18 protein-coding genes are annotated in these 18,163 nt (G+C 63.6%); 17 read left to right on the forward strand and 1 reads right to left on the reverse strand.

Annotated elements, in window-relative coordinates; genetic code table 11:
• Positions 1 to 127: 127 nt before the first annotated feature.
• Positions 128 to 937, reverse strand: coding sequence for an outer membrane protein assembly factor BamD (locus tag AC1DMA_RS12990; protein ID WP_478123762.1), 810 nt, complete (start codon positions 935 to 937; stop codon positions 128 to 130).
• 14 nt (positions 938 to 951) lie between these two features.
• On the opposite strand from AC1DMA_RS12990, the gene AC1DMA_RS12995 reads away from it, so the two are divergent.
• From AC1DMA_RS12995 to AC1DMA_RS13075, 17 genes are all read left to right on the forward strand, one after another.
• On the forward strand, positions 952 to 1,977 hold the full coding sequence (locus tag AC1DMA_RS12995) for an RluA family pseudouridine synthase (RefSeq protein ID WP_478123761.1): 1,026 nt from the start codon (positions 952 to 954) through the stop codon (positions 1,975 to 1,977).
• 127 nt (positions 1,978 to 2,104) lie between these two features.
• Positions 2,105 to 2,947 (forward strand): SMC-Scp complex subunit ScpB, encoded by an 843-nt coding sequence (gene scpB, locus AC1DMA_RS13000; protein WP_478123760.1) that lies wholly within the window; start codon positions 2,105 to 2,107, stop codon positions 2,945 to 2,947.
• Positions 2,944 to 4,686 (forward strand): pseudouridine synthase, encoded by a 1,743-nt coding sequence (locus AC1DMA_RS13005; RefSeq protein ID WP_478144434.1) that lies wholly within the window; start codon positions 2,944 to 2,946, stop codon positions 4,684 to 4,686. Before scpB ends, AC1DMA_RS13005 begins: the two co-directional genes overlap by 4 nt.
• Positions 4,687 to 4,835: 149 nt before the next feature.
• Positions 4,836 to 5,261 carry a nucleoside-diphosphate kinase gene (ndk, locus tag AC1DMA_RS13010; RefSeq protein ID WP_286568383.1) on the forward strand — a complete coding sequence of 142 codons (426 nt, stop codon included), beginning with the start codon at positions 4,836 to 4,838 and terminating at the stop codon, positions 5,259 to 5,261.
• 23 nt (positions 5,262 to 5,284) lie between these two features.
• A complete protein-coding gene (gene rlmN / locus AC1DMA_RS13015) occupies positions 5,285 to 6,433 on the forward strand; it encodes a dual-specificity RNA methyltransferase RlmN (protein ID WP_478144435.1) in 1,149 nt (382 codons plus the stop codon).
• 4 nt (positions 6,434 to 6,437) lie between these two features.
• Positions 6,438 to 7,274 carry a type IV pilus biogenesis/stability protein PilW gene (gene pilW, locus AC1DMA_RS13020; RefSeq protein ID WP_478123757.1) on the forward strand — a complete coding sequence of 279 codons (837 nt, stop codon included), beginning with the start codon at positions 6,438 to 6,440 and terminating at the stop codon, positions 7,272 to 7,274.
• Positions 7,267 to 8,169, forward strand: coding sequence for a helix-turn-helix domain-containing protein (locus tag AC1DMA_RS13025; protein WP_478123756.1), 903 nt, complete (start codon positions 7,267 to 7,269; stop codon positions 8,167 to 8,169). The genes pilW and AC1DMA_RS13025 overlap by 8 nt, the downstream gene beginning before the upstream one ends.
• 10 nt (positions 8,170 to 8,179) lie before the next feature.
• Positions 8,180 to 9,472, forward strand: coding sequence for a flavodoxin-dependent (E)-4-hydroxy-3-methylbut-2-enyl-diphosphate synthase (gene ispG / locus AC1DMA_RS13030; RefSeq protein WP_478144436.1), 1,293 nt, complete (start codon positions 8,180 to 8,182; stop codon positions 9,470 to 9,472).
• Positions 9,473 to 9,480: 8 nt separating this feature from the next.
• The gene (gene hisS / locus AC1DMA_RS13035; RefSeq protein ID WP_478123754.1) at positions 9,481 to 10,791 is read left to right on the forward strand and encodes a histidine--tRNA ligase; all 1,311 of its coding nucleotides are present in this window, start codon (positions 9,481 to 9,483) and stop codon (positions 10,789 to 10,791) included.
• A gap of 6 nt (positions 10,792 to 10,797) precedes the next feature.
• Positions 10,798 to 11,490, forward strand: a complete 693-nt coding sequence (locus tag AC1DMA_RS13040; RefSeq protein WP_478123753.1) for a YfgM family protein — start codon at positions 10,798 to 10,800, stop codon at positions 11,488 to 11,490.
• Positions 11,487 to 12,632, forward strand: a complete 1,146-nt coding sequence (bamB, locus tag AC1DMA_RS13045) for an outer membrane protein assembly factor BamB (RefSeq protein ID WP_478144437.1) — start codon at positions 11,487 to 11,489, stop codon at positions 12,630 to 12,632. The genes AC1DMA_RS13040 and bamB overlap by 4 nt, the downstream gene beginning before the upstream one ends.
• 21 nt (positions 12,633 to 12,653) lie before the next feature.
• Positions 12,654 to 13,994, forward strand: a complete 1,341-nt coding sequence (der, locus tag AC1DMA_RS13050; RefSeq protein WP_478123751.1) for a ribosome biogenesis GTPase Der — start codon at positions 12,654 to 12,656, stop codon at positions 13,992 to 13,994.
• A gap of 123 nt (positions 13,995 to 14,117) precedes the next feature.
• Positions 14,118 to 14,363 carry an RNA chaperone Hfq gene (gene hfq / locus AC1DMA_RS13055; RefSeq protein ID WP_055796495.1) on the forward strand — a complete coding sequence of 82 codons (246 nt, stop codon included), beginning with the start codon at positions 14,118 to 14,120 and terminating at the stop codon, positions 14,361 to 14,363.
• Between the two features lie 53 nt (positions 14,364 to 14,416).
• Positions 14,417 to 15,586 (forward strand): GTPase HflX, encoded by a 1,170-nt coding sequence (hflX, locus tag AC1DMA_RS13060; protein ID WP_478144438.1) that lies wholly within the window; start codon positions 14,417 to 14,419, stop codon positions 15,584 to 15,586.
• 77 nt (positions 15,587 to 15,663) lie between these two features.
• Complete coding sequence (hflK, locus tag AC1DMA_RS13065; protein ID WP_478123749.1) at positions 15,664 to 17,001, forward strand: FtsH protease activity modulator HflK; 1,338 nt, start codon at positions 15,664 to 15,666, stop codon at positions 16,999 to 17,001.
• 11 nt (positions 17,002 to 17,012) lie between these two features.
• Complete coding sequence (gene hflC / locus AC1DMA_RS13070; RefSeq protein ID WP_478123748.1) at positions 17,013 to 17,912, forward strand: protease modulator HflC; 900 nt, start codon at positions 17,013 to 17,015, stop codon at positions 17,910 to 17,912.
• Between the two features lie 40 nt (positions 17,913 to 17,952).
• Positions 17,953 to 18,141 (forward strand): DUF2065 domain-containing protein, encoded by a 189-nt coding sequence (locus AC1DMA_RS13075; protein WP_478123747.1) that lies wholly within the window; start codon positions 17,953 to 17,955, stop codon positions 18,139 to 18,141.
• Positions 18,142 to 18,163 lie beyond the last annotated feature (22 nt).

Consider the following 18,163-nt stretch of genomic DNA (forward strand, 5'->3'; position numbering starts at 1 on the left):
CGAAGTGAAAAGCCGGGGGGCCAATCCACCGGCCGCCGCCGGGCCGCCCCAAGGCGGCCGGGCCTCCCCCTTGGGGGGTGGAGTTACACGAAGCGATAGCGGAGTGAAAAGCCGGGGGGCTTACGAGCTACCAAAGCTTCCACCAAGGATCATCCTTGGAGCGGAAGCCGCGCGCCATGTATGTGCTCTGAGGGTAATTCTTGGTCAGCACGCGCTTCGCGTCGTCACGAAGATCGGTGAGCCCGAGCTTGTCGTAGGACATGACCATGATGTAGAGGGCTTCTTCGAGTGCGGGAGCGTCCCGGTAATCCGCCACCGCCGCTTGAGCGCGGTTGATGGCCGCGAGATAGGCGCCTCGTTCGTAGTAGTACCTCGCGACGTGCACTTCATACTGCGCGAGCGAATTCACGATGTAATTCATGCGCGCACGCGAATCCGGCGCATAGCGCGACTCAGGGAAGCGGGTCACCAGATCCTTGAAGGACGCGAACGATTCCTTGGCTGCCTTCTGGTCGCGTTCGGACAAGTCCTGGCGCGTCATGAAAGAGAAGAGGCCAAGGTCGTCGTTGAAGTTGATCACACCCTTGAGATACAGCGCGTAGTCGAACGCCGGACTCGCGGGGTGGAGCTTCATGAAGCGGTCGAGCGTTGCAACCGCCTGCACCTTGTCGCCAGCCTTGTACTGGGCATAGGCCTTGTCGACCTGGGCTTGCTGCGCCAGCGGCGTCCCGGCGGCGCGGCCTTCGAGCTTTTCGTAGAGCGGCACGGCCTTGTCGTACGCGCCGGAGTCGGCCTCATCCTTGGCTTCGGAGTAAATCTTGTTGGGACTCCAGTTCGCCGTCTTATCTTCCTTGGTGGATGAGCAGCCGGCCACCAGCCATACCGCTGCACACAAGGCCAGCCAACCAGGGACAACCGATAATTTGGCGCGAAACATCAAAGAAGGCTTTCGTGAAACAGTTGCCGTCAATTATATCGGCCGGCCCCTCGGGCAACCCCTCGGAGGCGGCCGAGCACGAGGAGGCCGGTGACCTGTCCGAAGCCAGCGAGATTCGCAATTTCCTGATCGGCGAAGCCCAGCACGGGCAGCGACTCGACCGTGCGCTCGCGGCGCTGGTGCCCGAGTTTTCACGCAGCTACCTGCAGCAATTGATCGAGGCCGGTGTCGTCGAACTCCAGGGACGGGTGATCACCAAGCCGTCCGCTTCCGTTCATGCCGGCGAATCGGGGCGCGTCGAACTGCGGCCAACGCCGCAAAGCCAGGCGTTTCGGCCTGAGGCCATCGATATCGAAGTCCTTTTCGAGGACGAGCACCTCCGGATCATCGACAAGCCGGCAGGATTGGTCGTTCATCCGGCTCCGGGAAATTGGAGCGGCACTTTGCTCAACGGGCTTCTGGCTCTCGATCCGAAAGCCGCATTGCTTCCGCGTGCCGGCATCGTCCACCGGCTCGACCGGGACACGAGCGGCTTGATGGTGGTCGCGCGCAGTAGGGCAGCCATGGACGCCCTGGTGGCGTTGATTGCCGCGCGCGAAGTGAAGCGCCAGTACCTTGCGCTCGCGCACCGGAGCTGGCAGGGCACCCGGGCACGGCACGTGGACAGCGCAATCGGCCGCGATCCGCGCAACCGCCTTCGAATGGCGGTCGTCGACCTGGAGCGGCATTCGGGCAAACCGGCGCGCACGCTGATCGAGTTGCTCGACACGAACGATATCGGCTGTGCAGTGCGGTGTACCCTGGAGACGGGGCGCACACACCAAATTCGCGTGCACATGGCGTCCATAGGGCATCCCCTCGTCGGCGACGGGCTTTACGGCGGGGCCGATGCGGCCGGGTTGACGCGGCAGGCGCTTCATGCGTTCAGGCTCGGATTCGTGCACCCGATGACCGGGGAAGCGATGGAGTTTCTGTCGCCGCCGCCACCGGATCTCGTGCACGGTCTGTCGGACTGGGGGCTGGATTACAATCGCGCCTGACGGTCCCGAGGGCCGCGCCGGCGACCTGATGCCGGCCTCGCGCTGCGAATGCCGCGTGCCTGCAGCGCCTTCTTCCATCCATCTGAACAAGCGTCCTCGAGGCGCCTTTTCCCGGATAACGCGAACCATGAATACGGCGGATGCCAAGCGCATTCTCGAAACCGCCTTGATCTGTTCGACCCAGCCGTTGCCGGTGCGCGAACTGCGCGTGCTGTTCGACGACGAACTGGGCGCCGACACGATCAAGTCGCTGTTGATCGAATTGCAGGAAGACTGGTCGCAGCGCGGCCTTGAACTCGTGAGTGTCGGCAGCGGCTGGCGCTTCCAGAGTCGCCCCGAAATGCGCGACCACCTTGACCGCATGCATCCCGAGAAGCCGCCGCGCTATACGCGAGCCGCCCTCGAGACGCTGGCGATCATTGCCTATCGCCAGCCCGTGACGCGCGGAGACATGGAAGACATCCGAGGCGTCACCATCAACTCCCAGATCCTGAAGCAACTCGAAGATCGCAACTGGATCGAAGTCATCGGCCACCGCGAGACTGTCGGGCGGCCGGGGCTCTACGCGACCACCCGGCAGTTTCTCGACGATCTCGGCCTCGCCTCTCTCGATCAGTTGCCGGTGATCGAATCTCCAGCACAGCAAGGCACGCTCATCGATGCCCTGCAGCAGGCGGCTCGCGGCGACGGCGACCAGCCGGCCTTGCCGATCGAAGAGCCCTTGGCCGATCCCGAGCCGGCCCCAACGGCGGAAGCCGAAGTTGCCGTTGTTGCCGATCCTGCAGAGCAGCCGCAGCCCGAGACCGTAGCCCGCGAAATCCGCGAGCTCGACGACACGTTCGTCAGCTTCGGCGAGGCCGCGCAGACAAGTGCCGAGCCCGAAACGTCCCCATCCTCCTCTCCCGTCGACGCAGAAGCAGCGCCCGATGAGGCCGACACCACCGCCGTCCCTTCCGGAACCCGACCATGAGCCCCAAGAATCCCGAAGACGCAGCCACTCTGCCGACCGAACCCGCTATCGAGGAGCGAGGGGATGTCGCGCCAAGCCAACCTGCGGAAGGAGCGGCCATCCCCACGACCGACGAAGCCGCCGAGGCCCCGCGCAAGCGGCGACCACGCCGGCGGAAACCGGTTGGCGAAACGCCCGTTGAAGCCGTATCCGACGAGGCTGTGACGTCCGGCGAGTTGCCGGTGCAGGTTGCCGAGGAGCGTCCGGCAGAGCAGGCCGAGGAAGCGAAGCCAGCAAAGCAAGCAGAGAGGGAACTCCCTGCAGCAGCGGATGAATCCTCGTCTCATGACGAAGTGGAAGAGGATGAAGATTACGAGCCGGACGAGGAAGAGGACGATCTCGACCGCGCCCGCCGTGCTGCCGAGCGTGAGCAGCGGAATGCGCCACCCCCCGAACCCATCCGCTTTGCGGACGTGATTTCGGGCCAGTTCGACGCTGATGAGGAAAGCCCCGAGGTTCCGCCGCTCAAGCGAGTGCTCTTGCCGGAAGCCGATTCGCCGAAGCTGCACAAGGTGTTGGCGCAGGCCGGACTGGGTTCGCGTCTGGAAATGGAGCAACTCATTCTCCAGGGTCGCATTTCGGTCAATAACGAGCCGGCCCACATCGGTCAGCGTATTCAATATGGCGATCAGGTCAAGCTCAACGGCAAGCCGATTCGCTACCGCATCGCGCCACCCCCGGCGCGCGTGATCGCCTATCACAAGCCCGTGGGCGAAGTCGTCACCCACGACGATCCGCAAAACCGTCCGACAGTATTTCGCAAGCTGCCGCGCCTGCAGCAGGGCAAGTGGCAGTCCGTCGGCCGGTTGGATCTCAACACGGAAGGTTTGCTGCTTTTCACGAGCTCAGGCGAGTTGGCCAACCAGCTCATGCATCCCCGCTTCGGCCTCGAACGCGAATATGCCGTTCGGGTGCTCGGCGCGCTGAGCAGCGAAGAGAAGCAGCGCCTGCTCGACGGAGTTCGGCTCGACGACGGCATGGCGCAGTTCGGCACCATCGAAGAAGGTGGCGGCGAAGGCTCCAACTGCTGGTATCGGGTGACGATTTCCGAGGGGCGCAATCGTGAAGTGCGACGGCTTTTCGAGTCCGTCGGACATGCGGTCAGCCGCCTGATTCGTATCCGCTACGGCGCCATGGTGTTGCCGCGCGGTCTCAAGCGGGGCGCCTGGATGGAGCTCGACGAACGCGACATCCGAGCCTTGTTCCAGGCCGCCGGCGGCGCTGCGGAGCGGCCCGGACGCGCCAACGGAAACGGGAGCGGCAAGGGCCCCAGCCAGGACGGCGGCGGGCGCAACGGCCGCAATCGCAAGCGGCGCGGCAACCGCAACGGCGGCAGTCCACAGGGAAATGACCGCGACACGCCGATCCCGAATCCGCTGGCACATGGTCCTGGCGCGAGATCCGAGCGGGCTGACCGGGGAATGGGCGGAGGCAAGGGGCCACCGCAAGGACGTCGCAATCGCGGCGACCAGCAAGGGCAGGGGCAAGGCCAGCAGGGCCGGAATCGCCCAGGTGAGGATCGCCATCCCAGCGGTGCCAATCAGCCCGACCCGATGAAGACATCACTCGGCTATATCGGCGCCGACAGCTTTTCGCGCCAGCGCAAGGAGCAACGCCAGGGGCCGCGCCGTGGCGGTCCATCGGGCGGCGGCTTCGGCGGGCAGGGCGGCGGTGGCGGCGGTCGCCGTCGCGGTCGCTGATATTCGATTCGGCGGCAGTCTTTCGCTCGCTACTCGCGGGTTGATGCTGTCTCGCCGGCTAAAATCATGGGCTTTGTCAAGCGCCGCAATGTCAGCATTTCGGCACTGATGAATTCCATTCAAATTCAAGCACTCAGGAAAGCACTTCAATGGCCATCGAACGCACCCTCTCCATCATCAAGCCCGACGCCGTTGCAAAGAACGTCATCGGCAAGATCGTTTCCCGCTTCGAGGCCGCCGGCCTCAAGATCGTGGCCGCCAAGCTCGTGCACCTGTCGCGCAGCGAAGCTGAGCAGTTCTACGCTGTCCACAAGGAGCGCCCCTTCTTCAAGGACCTCGTCGAATTCATGATCTCGGGCCCGGTATTCGTTCAAGTGCTCGAAGGCGAAGACGCCATCGCCAAGAACCGCGACCTGATGGGTGCCACGGACCCCAAGAAGGCAGCCGCCGGCACCATTCGCGCCGACTTCGCCGACAGCATCGACGCCAACGCCGTGCATGGCTCGGACGCTCCTGAAACAGCCAAGAACGAAGTCGCCTTCTTCTTCGCCGGCCTCAACGTCTACGCGCGCTGAAGGTCGCCCCACGCCCCGACGCAATGACTACGGCCAATCTGCTCGACTTCGATCTGGAGCGGTTGGCCGCGTTTTGCGAACGGCTGGGTGAAAAGCGCTTCCGCGCGACGCAGCTGTTCCGTTGGATCCACCAACGGGGCGCCAGCGACTTCGCGCAAATGACCGACCTCGCCAAGACGCTGCGCGAAAAACTCGCGACCACCGCACGCGTCGAGGCGCTCCCGGTGATCACGCAGCATGAATCAACCGACGGGACCATCAAGTGGCTCTTCGATGTCGGCGACGGCAATGCGGTCGAGGCCGTGTTCATTCCCGAGGACGATCGGGGAACGCTGTGCGTTTCGTCGCAGGCTGGCTGCGCCGTAGGCTGTCGCTTTTGTTCGACGGGCCATCAGGGCTTCAGCCGCAACCTCACGACCGGCGAGATCGTTGCCCAATTGTGGTTTGCTGAGCATTTCCTGCGAAAGCATCTCGTGCGCGGCGAGCGAGTCATCTCGAATGTCGTGATGATGGGTATGGGCGAACCCCTGCAGAACTACTCTGCGCTGGTGCCGTCCTTGCGCACCATGCTCGACGACAACGGCTATGGCCTCTCGCGCCGGCGTGTCACGGTTTCGACTTCGGGCGTGGTGCCGATGATCGACCGCCTGGGGGCGGATTGTCCCGTTGCCCTCGCCGTATCGCTGCACGCGCCGAATGATCCGTTGCGCAATGACTTGGTGCCGCTCAACCGAAAGTACCCCATCGCCGAACTGCTGGACGCCTGCAAGCGCTATCTGGCGCATGCGCCGCGAGATTTCATTACCTTCGAATACTGCATGCTCGATGGCGTGAACGACCAGCCTGAGCATGCCCGTCAACTGATTGAGGTTGTGCGGTCGCAGGGCGTTTCATGCAAGTTCAACCTGATTCCTTTCAATCCTTTTCCCGCGTCCGGGTTGCTGCGTTCGCCGCAGCCCCGTGTGCTGACTTTCGCGAAGATCCTCAGCGAAGCCGGCATCGTGACCACGGTGCGGAAGACCCGTGGTGATGACATCGACGCCGCCTGCGGCCAACTGGCCGGCGACGTGAAGGACCGCACCCATGCCGCGGAGCGCATGGCGCAGCGGCGCACGGTCATCTTGCATCCGGCCCGGGCCGGAGCATCCAAATCCAAAGCCGAGGAGCAATGACCCGATGAGCAAGGCCTTTCCGACACTGCACGGACGAGCAATGCGAGCGCTCCTGGGCCTCGCCGCCGTCTTCGTGCTGGCATCCTGCGTAAGCACCAAGAACGCGAGCTTGCCATCGAATTCCACGGCCAATGCTGCAGCCATCGTGACGGAGTCCGACGAAACCAACGCCCGCAAGCGCGCCAAATTGCGCGTCGAACTCGCGATCGGGTATTACCAGCAAGGGCAGACGACGGTCGCTCTGGACGAAATCAAACAGGCGGTCGCGGCGGACCCCACCTTTGCCGACGCCTACAACCTCCGCGGCCTGATTTACATGCGGCTCGATGATCCGGCCGGCGCGGAGGACAGCTTCCGCCGTGCCATTGCCTTGGATCCGCGAGATCCGAACGTGCTTCACAACTACGGGTGGCTGCTTTGCCAGCAGAACCGCTATGCCGACGCCCAGCAGCAGTTCACGGCGGCCTTGTCCGTCCCGTCCTATACCGAACGCCCCAAGACGCTCATGACCCAGGGCCTGTGCCAGCTCAGGGCCGGCCAGAAGGCCGAAGCAGAGCGCAGCCTGACGCAGGCTTACGAACTCGAAGCCGGCAACCCTGTGGTTGCCTACAACCTGGCAGCACTTCTGGCGGGGCGCGGCGAATGGTCGAGGGCGCAGTTCTACATCCGACGCGTCAACAACAGTCCAGCGGCCAGCGCCGAGACGCTGTGGCTGGGCATCAAGATCGAACGCCAACTGAACAACCGCGAGGCGAGCACTCAGTTGGGCGGGCAATTGCAGCGTCGTTTCCCTGACTCCAAGGAAGCGTCGGCATACGACCGCGGGAATTTCAATGATTGAGCGTGCGAGCGAGTTCGGGGCATCCGCGGCGGTGCCCCTGGTGGGTGGCGACAGTACGCACATGACTGCCGGGGACATGCTGCGCGAAGCAAGGGAAGCGCACGGCCTGCATATCGACATGGTCGCCGCTGCCCTGAAGGTGTCGCCGCAAAAGCTGGTCGCGCTCGAAGCCGACGACATCGAGTCGTTGCCCGATCCGGTGTTCGCCCGTGCTCTTGCGGCCAGCGTCTGCCGGGCGTTGCGCATCGATCCCGCCCCGGTGCTGGCAAAGCTTCCAGGCGCACAACGCCCCGGGCTGGCCGACGCGGACCGCGTCATCAGCAAAAGCCTGCGTTCTTCGTCACCGCGTTCGGGTGGCGGTGCCGGGGGACTGCCGTCTCGCGCCTTGTTGACGGTGGTTGTATTGCTGTTGATTGGTGCCGCGGTTCTGTTCTGGCTTCCGCAGTCGCTTTTCGACGAACTCGGCGCATCGATTTCCCGCTGGACGACACGCGACACGGCGACCGAACAGGCCGCCGTGGCGCCCAAGGCGGAGCCCGCCGCGCCAGGCGCGGTGAACGAAGCCGCCCCCCCGCCGACGGCGATGGTCGTCCAACCTCCCGCCGAACCCGCGGTGGTGGAGGAGCCCGCTCCCGCGGCTGCCGTCCCGAGCAATGACCTGATCGTCTTCGTCGCGCGCGACGACACCTGGGTCAGCGTGACCGAAGCTGGCGGCAAGCAATTGCTACATCGCACGGTCAAGGCCGGCGAAACGGTCGGATTGAACGGCAAGTTGCCACTGACCGTGGTGGTGGGGCGCGCAGCCGGCCTGCAGGTTCAAGTGCGCGGCAAACCTTTCGACCTTGCGCCGCTCACGCGTTCCGGAGGTGTGGCACGCTTCGACGTCAAACCTTGAGCGACACATCATGACTGAAGCCCTCAGCACCATCGGCTGCCTGCCGATCGAACCCGCCGCGCCCAAGGCAAGGCGCTCCCGTCAAGCCAGCGTGACCTGGGGGGCTCGCACGGTCACCGTTGGCGGTGATGCGCCGGTGCGTGTCCAGTCGATGACGAACACCGACACGGTCGACGCGATCGGCACCGCCATCCAGGTCAAGGAACTGGCGCTCGCCGGCTCCGAGATGGTCCGGATCACCGTCAATACGCCCGAGGCCGCCGCGCAGGTGCCGTACATCCGTGAGCAGCTCGATCGCATGGGCGTCGATGTTCCGCTCATCGGCGACTTCCATTACAACGGCCACCGCTTGTTGACTGATTACCCGGCCTGCGCCGAAGCGCTCAGCAAGTACCGCATCAATCCCGGCAACGTCGGCAAGGGCGACAAGCACGACCGTCAGTTCGGCCAGATGATCGATGCGGCGATGCGGTGGAACAAGCCGGTTCGCATCGGCGTCAACTGGGGCAGTCTCGACCAGGAACTGCTCGCCAGCCTCATGGACATCAACAGCCAGCGCGCCGAGCCATGGGACGCGAAGCTGGTCATGTACGAAGCGCTCGTGACGTCTGCCATCGAATCCGCGCGGCTCGCCGAATCGATGGGGATGGACGGGCGCCAGATCATCCTCAGCTGCAAGGTCAGCGGCGTGCAGGACCTGATCTCGGTCTACCGCGAACTCGCGAAGCGATGCGACTATGCCTTGCACCTGGGCTTGACCGAAGCCGGCATGGGAACGAAAGGCACCGTCGCTTCGGCCACCGCGCTTTCAATCCTGCTGCAGGAAGGCATCGGCGACACCATCCGCGTTTCTCTCACGCCCCAGCCCGGTGAATCGCGTACCCAGGAAGTGGTCATCGCCAACGAGATCCTGCAGGCACTGGGGCTGCGGGTTTTCGTCCCGAGCGTCACAGCGTGCCCAGGCTGCGGCCGAACCACCAGCACCACGTTCCAGGAACTCGCCAAGCAAATCGACGACTATCTGCGCATGCAGATGCCGGTGTGGCGCACGAAGTATCCCGGCGTCGAGACCATGAAGGTCGCGGTGATGGGATGCATCGTCAATGGCCCAGGCGAAAGCAAGCATGCCGACATCGGCATCAGTCTGCCCGGCACCGGCGAAGCCCCTGCTGCCCCCGTCTTCATCGACGGCGAAAAGGCGCTCACGCTGCGCGGCGACAACATCGCCAACGAGTTCCATCAACTGGTCGAAAAATACATTGAAAAGCGTTTTGGCAGCGCCGATGCTGCGCAACTCGCCTGATCTCATCCATGGCTGAAAAACTCAATGCCGTCAAAGGCATGAACGACATATTGCCGCCCGAATCGGCGCGCTGGGAGTGGCTCGAATCCACGGTCCGCGAACTGATGGGGCGCTATGCCTATCGCAACATCCGCACGCCGGTCCTCGAACACACGGCGCTGTTCGTGCGGGGCATTGGTGAGGTGACCGATATTGTCGAGAAGGAGATGTACTCCTTTCACGACCGCTCGGACAAGTATGGCGACAACGATCACCTGACGCTCCGGCCCGAGAACACGGCCGGCGTGGTGCGCGCCGTGATCGAGCACAACATGCTGTATGACGGCGGCAAGCGCCTCTGGTACATCGGCCCGATGTTTCGTCGCGAGAAGCCGCAGCGCGGCCGTTTTCGGCAGTTTCACCAGATCGGCGCAGAGGCGCTCGGATTTGCCGGCCCCGATGTTGATGCCGAACTCATCCTCCTCGCGAATGCGCTATGGAAAGTCATCGGCCTGACGGACGTCCGCCTTGAACTCAACAGCTTGGGGCAGCCCTCCGAGCGCGCGCTGCACAGGGCCGAGTTGATCGCGCACTTCGAAAAGCACGCCGACCAATTGGACGAAGACGCCAAGCGCCGTCTGCACAGCAATCCGCTGCGCATCCTCGATACCAAGAACCCCACCATGAAAGCCGTCGTCGAATCGGCTCCGAAGCTGATTGACTTTCTTGGCGCCGAATCGCTCGCGCACTTCGATGGACTCAGGGCCATCCTCGATGCCAACGGCGTCGCCTACACCATCAATCCCCGCCTGGTGCGCGGGCTCGACTACTACAACCTGAGCGTGTTCGAGTTCGTGACCGATCGGCTGGGCTCTCAGGGCACCGTGTGTGCCGGCGGCCGCTATGACGACCTGATCGTGCAGATCGGCGGCAAGCCTGCGCCCGCTGTCGGTTGGGCCATTGGCGTGGAGCGAGTGCTCGACCTCATGAAGGAGCAGGGCACGCCTATCCCGGCTTCCGTGCCCGACGTCTATGCCGTGGTTTCCGATGCCGCGGCAATGCCGATCGCCCTGCGCACGCTGCAACAGTTGCGTGACGCAGGCGTGCGTGCCCAGATGCATGCGGCCACCGCAGATGGGCTGGGGAGCTTCAAGTCCCAGTTCAAGAAGGCCGATGCCAGCGGTGCCACGTTCGCCCTGATCTTCGGAGCCGACGAACTCGCCCGTGGCGAGGTCACCGTGAAGGCGCTGCGCGACGGGACCGGTGCCCAGTCGACCCGCTCTTTGACCGATCCGGCCGCTTGGGCCGCCACCCTACAATCCTCCGCTCCCAACAACTGACAGCGCATGGCCACCCATCTCGATCTCGAAGAACAGGAACAGCTCGACCAGCTCAAGCATTTCTGGAACACCTATGGCACCTTGATCACCTGGGTCGTGCTTCTCGCGGCCGGTGCCTTCGTGGCATGGAACGGCTGGCAGTACTTCCAGCGCAACAAGGCCGCCCAGGCGTCCGCGCTCTATGACGAGGTCGAACGCAGCGCGCAGGCGGGCGACACTGCCCGCATCGAACGCACCTTGGCCGACATGAAGGACAAGTTTTCCGGCACCGCGTACGCCCAACAGGCTGGCTTGCTGGCTGCGAGGGCGCTCTACGAAAAGGGCAACGCCGATGCATCGCGCTCCGCGCTGGGCTGGGTGGCCGAACATGCAGTCGACCCCGGTTACCAGGCGGTCGCCAGACTGCGGCTTGCTGCCGAGTTGCTTGACGCAAAGTCCTATGACGAAGCCCTCAAGCAGCTCTCCGGCGATTTCCCGAAGCAGTTCGAAGCGCTGGTCGCGGACCGCAAGGGCGATATCTATCTCGCTCAAGGCAAACGCGATGAAGCCAAGGCCGAGTACCAGAAAGCCTGGACGGCTTTTGATCCGCGCACCGAGTACCGCCGCCTCGTCGAGATCAAGCTCAACGCTGTCGGCGTCGACCCGAAGAGCCTGGCTTCCACCGCCAGCGCTGCATCCCCTGCGAAGACCACACCATGAATTTCAAGCGTTTCCTGCCTTCAGCGCCCACCCTGCGCACCGGGGCTGCCGTGGTTCTGATTGCCGCATTGGCGGCGTGCTCCGGCACATCGAGGCCGAAGCCCGCCGAACTGGGCGCCAATCCTGGGCTGATGAGTGTTCGCCAGGCGTGGAACGTCAAGATCCCGGCCGTCGAGTTCCCGTTGTCGGTGGCTGTGAGCGGCGATCTTGTCGCTGTCGCTGCGAGTGACGGCACGGTCGCCATGATCGATGCACGAGCTGGGCGCGAGGTCTGGCGCGCGAGCGTCGGCGAGCCTCTGCTGGCTGGCGTCGGCACTGATGGTTCCGTGGCCGCCGTGGTGACGGCCAACAGCGAACTCGTCGCGCTTCAGAGCGGCAAGGTCCTGTGGAAGCAGCGCCTGACGGCGCAGTCCTTCACGGCGCCGCTGGTCGCTGGCCGCCGGGTGTTCGTGCAGACAGCCGACCGCACCACCAGTGCCTGGGACGGCCAAAGCGGCCGTCGCCTCTGGTCCCAGCAGCGCACTGCCGAAAACCTCGTGCTGAAGCGCTCCGGCGTCATGCTGGCCGTGGGTGACACGCTGGTCGTCGGCGTCGGCGGGCGGCTCGTCGGCATGAATCCCGCCAATGGAACGTCGCGCTGGGAGGCGCCGATCGCAGCCCCGCGCGGCACCAATGATGTGGAACGCCTCGTCGATTTGACCGGCAGCGTGAGCAGGGTGGGCGACAGTGTCTGCGCCCGTGCGTATTCGGCCACCGTTGGCTGTGTCGATACGACCCGCGGTTCGCTGGTCTGGAGCAAGCCCGCGGCTGGCAATGATGGCGTAGGCGGAGACGATCGCTTCGTCTATGGCACCGAAGAAAACGGCGCCGTGATCGCTTGGCGCCGCTCCGATGGCGAGCGCGCCTGGCAGCAAGCCGACCTGTTCAAGTACCGCACCCTGACGGCACCGCTCGCCGTGGGCCGGTCGCTGATCATCGGCGACACCGCAGGACTGCTGCACTTCCTGTCGCGCGACGACGGCTCCGCACTGAACCGCGTCACGCCCGATGGATCCGCCATCGTCGCAACGCCGGTCCTGGCCGGCAACACGGTCGTGGTCGTCACCCGCAATGGCGGCGTGTTCGGCTACCGGCCGGAATAACGTGATGGAAGGACGCCTTCGATGAAGCCGGTCATTGCGCTGGTCGGGCGTCCCAACGTGGGCAAGTCGACCTTGTTCAATCGGTTGACGCAGACGCGCGACGCCATCGTCGCCGACTTCGCCGGGCTCACGCGCGATCGCCATTACGGCAACGGCCGCCAAGGCAAGCATGAGTTCATCGTGATTGACACCGGTGGTTTCGAACCCGACGCGGGCAGCGGCATCTTCAAGGAAATGGCCAAGCAGACCCGGCAGGCCGTTGCCGAGGCCGATGTGGTCATTTTCGTCGTCGACGCGCGCGAAGGTTTGTCGGCCCAGGATCACGACATCGCCAACGAATTGCGGCGCCTCGGGAAGCCTTGTGTGCTGGTCGCCAACAAGGCCGAAGGCATGCACGACGGCACGAAGCTGGTCGACTTCTACGAACTCGGGTTCGGCGAGGTATACGGCATCTCCGCGGCCCACGGACAGGGAATTCGTGGCCTCGTCGAGTTGGCACTCGAACCGCTCCAACTGCCGGAGCCGGAGGACGACGGGGAAGACGACGTCAACAAGCCGATCAAGCTCGCAGTCGCAGGCCGTCCCAACGTCGGCAAATCGACACTGATCAACACCTGGCTCGGCGAGGAGCGGCTGGTCGCCTTCGACCTGCCCGGAACTACGCGTGATGCCATCGTGGTTCCCTTCGAGCGCAACGGCCAGCGCTTCGAGCTCATCGATACGGCCGGGCTGCGCCGCAAGGGCAAGGTGTTCGAAGCCATCGAGAAATTCTCGGTCGTCAAGACGCTGCAGGCCATCGAATCGGCCAACGTGGTGCTGCTGTTGCTGGACGCGACGCAGGGCATCACCGACCAGGACGCCCACATCGCAGGCTACATCCTCGAGAGCGGCCGTGCGGTGGTGATCGGGGTCAACAAGTGGGACGCGGTGGACAGCTACCAGCGGGAGCAATTGCAGCGGCAGATCGAAACGCGCCTGCCCTTCCTGAAGTTCGCTTCATTGCATTTCATCTCAGCCGCCAAGCGCCAGGGGCTTGGGCCGCTGTGGCAATCGATCGTGCAGGCTCACAAGTCGGCAACACGGAAGATGTCGACGCCTGTCCTTACGCGCCTGCTGCTCGAAGCCGTGCAATTCCAGGCGCCCAAGCGATCCGGGATGTATCGACCCAAGATGCGCTACGCCCACCAGGGTGGGATGAATCCGCCGGTGATCGTGATCCACGGCAATTCGCTGGAGCACGTCACCGATGCGTACAAGCGCTTTCTCGAAGGACGATTTCGCAAGGAGTTCGATTTGGTCGGCACGCCCTTGCGTATCGAGCTCAAGACCTCGCACAATCCATACGTGGACAAGGACAATTGATCACGCCGTTCCGGTCTTTGAGAATCGTTATTTTTCCAAGGCCATTGGCGTTTTTTGCTGCAGCGCAGAATCGCTGTGTTAAGGTGACCGGCTCAACAACAACTCTTGAACACGGAGAATATCGTGAGCAATAAAGGGCAACTTTTACAAGACCCATTTCTGAACACCTTGCGTCGTGAGCACGTGCCGGTTTCGATCTATCTGGTCAACGGCATCAAGCTGCAAGGTCAGATCGAGTCGTTCGACCAGTACGTCGTGTTGCTTCGCAATACGGTGACCCAGATGGTCTACAAGCATGCCATCTCCACCATCGTGCCTGGGCGGGCCGTCAACTTCTCGGCTGCCGAGAACGAAGACGCAGCCGCCTGAACGGCACGGAGCGCGGTGGTTCGTCCACCGCGCTTTTCCCAATGTGATACCGATTGTCTGAACCCATTCCCCGCAAGGAAGGCGCCGTCGTTCTTGTCGGCGTGGATTTTGGCCTGCCCCATTTCGACGGCGAACTCGAGGAACTCGGCCTCCTTGCACAAACCGCCGGACTCGAACCCGTCGCGCGTCTCGTGTGCAAACGCAAGGCGCCTGATGCCGCCCTTTTTGTGGGAAGCGGCAAGGCCGACGAAATCCGAGAACTCGCCGAACTGCATCGCGCCAGCGAAGTCATCTTCGACCAGGCGTTGAGCCCGGCGCAGCAGCGCAACCTCGAGCGTCAACTCGGTGTAGCGGTCTATGACCGCACCTTTCTCATACTGGAAATCTTCGCCCAGCGCGCCCGATCGCATGAAGGCAAGCTGCAGGTCGAGCTTGCCAGGCTGCAGTACCTGAGCACTCGGCTGGTGCGCCGCTGGTCGCACCTTGAGCGTCAGCGCGGCGGCATCGGAACGCGCGGCGGCCCAGGCGAAACGCAGATCGAGTTGGACCGCCGAATGATCGGCGAGGCGATCAAGCGCACGCGCGAGCGGCTCGGCAAGGTGCAGCGCCAGCGCGGCACCCAGCGGCGCCAGCGCGAGCGCCGCGACACATTCAACATTTCTCTGGTCGGCTACACGAATGCCGGCAAGTCCTCATTGTTCAATGCACTGGTCAAGGCGCGAGCCTATGCGGCCGACCAGTTGTTCGCGACGCTCGACACGACCACTCGCCAGCTTTACCTGGGCGATGCGAGGCGCAAGGTCTCGCTGTCCGACACCGTCGGCTTCATCCGCGAACTCCCGCACGGCCTGGTCGATGCCTTCAAGGCCACGCTGCAGGAGGCCGTCGACGCCGATCTGCTGCTCCACGTCGTCGACGTCTCCAATCCCAACCACCCTGAGCAGATGGCCGAAGTGCAGACCGTGCTCAAGGAGATCGGCGCCGACACGGTGCCTCAGCTTTTGGTCTTCAACAAGCTGGATGCTCTTGAAACCGGCCAACGACCCCTGCAGATGTGCGATGAGATGAACGTCGACGGGGTCCAAGTGCCCCGCATTTTCGTGAGCGCCCACACGGGGGAGGGCATCCCTGCATTGCGAGCCGAGCTGGCACGCAGATCCGGTCCGCCCGATGAGGGCATGACCCCAGACACCGCCGCCGAATTGCACAATGCCGCGAATTGAATTGGGCACAATCACCTTCACTGACTAAAGAACAGAACCGAATGAATGCAAAGCCAGTGTGGAGACGGTTTTCCGGCATGTTCAACCTGAACGACGGCCGATGGGGCCGGGGCGACGATTCCTCGTCAAACGGTGATCGACCCTCCGGTAACCGGCCGGACGGCGAGCCTCCCTCGCCACCCCCGGGAAACAACAACAACCGTCCGCGCGGCCAAGGTCCCAACCAAGGACCACCGGACCTCGACGAACTCTGGCGTGACTTCAATCGCAAGCTGGGCGGTCTGTTCGGCGGCGGGCGCGGTGGCGACAACCGCCCTGGCGGCGGCAACGGCGGTGGCCTCAAGCCCGACATGAAGAACGCGGGCTTCGGCATCGGCCTCGTAGCCGCGGTCGCTGTCCTGATCTGGCTGGGCACTGGCTTCTTCATCGTCAATGAAGGCCAGCAGGCAGTGATCACGCAATTCGGTCGATACAAGACGACCGTCGGGGCGGGCTTCAACTGGCGCCTGCCTTATCCGATCCAGCGCCACGAGCTGGTGGTGGTCACGCAGATCCGCTCCGTGGATGTGGGCCGAGACACCATCGTGCGTTCCACGGGCCTTCGCGAGTCGGCCATGCTGACCGAAGACGAAAACATTGTCGAGATCAAGTTTGCCGTGCAGTACCGCCTGAGCGATGCGCGGGCGTTCCTGTATGAAAGCAAGTCGCCCAGCGACACTGTGGTGCAGGTCGCCGAAACCGCGGTCCGCGAAGTGGTCGGCAAGATGCGCATGGATGCGGCACTCGCCGACGAACGCGACCAGATCGCACCGCGCGTGCGTACCCTGATGCAAACCATTCTCGACCGCTACAAGGTCGGGGTCGAGATCGTGGGCATCAATCTTCAGCAGGGCGGCGTTCGACCCCCTGAGCAAGTGCAGGCCGCTTTCGACGACGTCCTCAAGGCTGGACAGGAACGCGAGCGCACCAAGAACGAAGCGCAGGCTTACGCGAACGACGTGGTGCCGCGCGCCACCGGTACGGGCTCGCGCTTGAAGGAAGAATCCGAAGCCTACAAGGCCCGGATCATTGCGCAGGCGCAGGGCGATGCGCAGCGCTTCAGCTCGGTGCTGACCGAATACCAGAAGGCGCCGCAAGTTACGCGCGACCGCATGTATACCGATGCGATGCAGCAGATCTACAGCAGCACGACCAAGGTGCTGATCGACTCCAAGCAAAACTCCAATCTGCTCTATCTTCCGCTGGACAAGCTGGTACAGCAAAGCGCCCAGAACAACGCAGCCACTCCGTCTGATGCCGCGAGCCCCAACGTCGCAGGCACGGCACCGCCGCAGTCGTCGGTCATTCCCGTTGCGCCCAACATAGGCGATGCCCGTGCACGCGATGGCCGCTCACGTGACCGCGACGTGCGCTGAGGACAGAACCCATGAACAGAATCGGATTCATCGTCTCTACGATCCTCGTGGTGCTTGCACTGGCGAGCTCGACACTCTTTGTCGTTGACCAGCGCCAATTCGGTGTGGTCTACGCCCTCGGGCAGATCAAGGAAGTCATTACCGAGCCGGGCTTGAATTTCAAGCTGCCGCCGCCTTTCCAGAACGTGTCGTACATCGACAAGCGCCTGCTGACCTTGTCGAGCATCGATCCCGAGCCCATGCTGACGGCCGAGAAGCAGCGCGTCGTCATCGATTGGTACGTACGCTGGCGCATCACCAACCCTTCGGAATACATCCGCAACGTCGGCCTCGACGAGAACGCCGGCGCGGTGCAGCTCAACCGGGTCGTGCGCAATGCGTTCCAGGAAAACATCAACAAGCGCACGGTGCGCGACCTGATTTCCGTGCGTCGCGAAGCCCTGATGGCTGACGTCCAGCGCGAGGTCCTGGCGGTGGTGAAGGGTGCCAAGCCATGGGGCGTCGACGTCGTCGACGTCCGGATCACGCGCGTGGACTATGTCGAGGCGATCACCGAGTCGGTCTATCGCCGCATGGAAGCCGAGCGCAAGCGTGTCGCCAACGAGCTGCGCTCCACGGGCGTTGCCGAGGGCGAGAAGATCCGCGCAGATGCCGATCGTCAGCGCGAAGTGATCGTGGCAAACGCCTATCGCGACGCACAGAAAATCAAGGGCGAGGGCGATGCCCGTGCCGCAAGCCTGTATGCCGAGGCCTTCGGGCGCGATCCGCAATTTGCGTTGTTCTACCGAAGCCTCGATGCCTACAAGCAAAGCTTCAACAAGAAGAGCGACGTGATGGTGCTGGATCCGTCCTCCGATTTCTTCCGATCGATGCAGAGTTCGGGATCGACCTCGAGCGCACCGCGTCGGTAGCTGAGACGCGCGCCCCGCTTGACCGAAATCTGGGTTCCACGTGGACACTGACACGTTCTGGAGTGCGCTGGCGCTCGTCCTGGTGATCGAAGGGTTGCTGCCCTTTCTTTCGCCAGGCGGCTGGCGGCGTGGCTTCAGCCAGTTGATGCAGTTGCGAGACGGGCAACTGCGCTTCTTCGGGCTCTGCAGCATTCTCCTTGGCCTGTTTCTGCTCTGGGTTTTGGGCTGACGCGCTGCCGGTAGAATCCCGG

The organism is Variovorax sp. 05N34 (assembly GCF_056397405.1).

Coding starts and splice junctions, on each gene's coding strand:
- AC1DMA_RS12990 (WP_478123762.1), bottom strand. CDS start 937: ATGTTTCGCGCCAAATTATCGGTTGTCCCTGGTTGGCTGGCCTTGTGT.
- AC1DMA_RS13005 (WP_478144434.1), top strand. CDS start 2,944: ATGAGCCCCAAGAATCCCGAAGACGCAGCCACTCTGCCGACCGAACCC.
- hisS (WP_478123754.1), top strand. CDS start 9,481: ATGGCTGAAAAACTCAATGCCGTCAAAGGCATGAACGACATATTGCCG.
- der (WP_478123751.1), top strand. CDS start 12,654: ATGAAGCCGGTCATTGCGCTGGTCGGGCGTCCCAACGTGGGCAAGTCG.
- AC1DMA_RS13040 (WP_478123753.1), top strand. CDS start 10,798: ATGGCCACCCATCTCGATCTCGAAGAACAGGAACAGCTCGACCAGCTC.
- AC1DMA_RS13025 (WP_478123756.1), top strand. CDS start 7,267: ATGATTGAGCGTGCGAGCGAGTTCGGGGCATCCGCGGCGGTGCCCCTG.
- bamB (WP_478144437.1), top strand. CDS start 11,487: ATGAATTTCAAGCGTTTCCTGCCTTCAGCGCCCACCCTGCGCACCGGG.
- hflC (WP_478123748.1), top strand. CDS start 17,013: ATGAACAGAATCGGATTCATCGTCTCTACGATCCTCGTGGTGCTTGCA.
- rlmN (WP_478144435.1), top strand. CDS start 5,285: ATGACTACGGCCAATCTGCTCGACTTCGATCTGGAGCGGTTGGCCGCG.
- hflK (WP_478123749.1), top strand. CDS start 15,664: ATGTTCAACCTGAACGACGGCCGATGGGGCCGGGGCGACGATTCCTCG.
- pilW (WP_478123757.1), top strand. CDS start 6,438: ATGAGCAAGGCCTTTCCGACACTGCACGGACGAGCAATGCGAGCGCTC.
- ndk (WP_286568383.1), top strand. CDS start 4,836: ATGGCCATCGAACGCACCCTCTCCATCATCAAGCCCGACGCCGTTGCA.
- scpB (WP_478123760.1), top strand. CDS start 2,105: ATGAATACGGCGGATGCCAAGCGCATTCTCGAAACCGCCTTGATCTGT.
- ispG (WP_478144436.1), top strand. CDS start 8,180: ATGACTGAAGCCCTCAGCACCATCGGCTGCCTGCCGATCGAACCCGCC.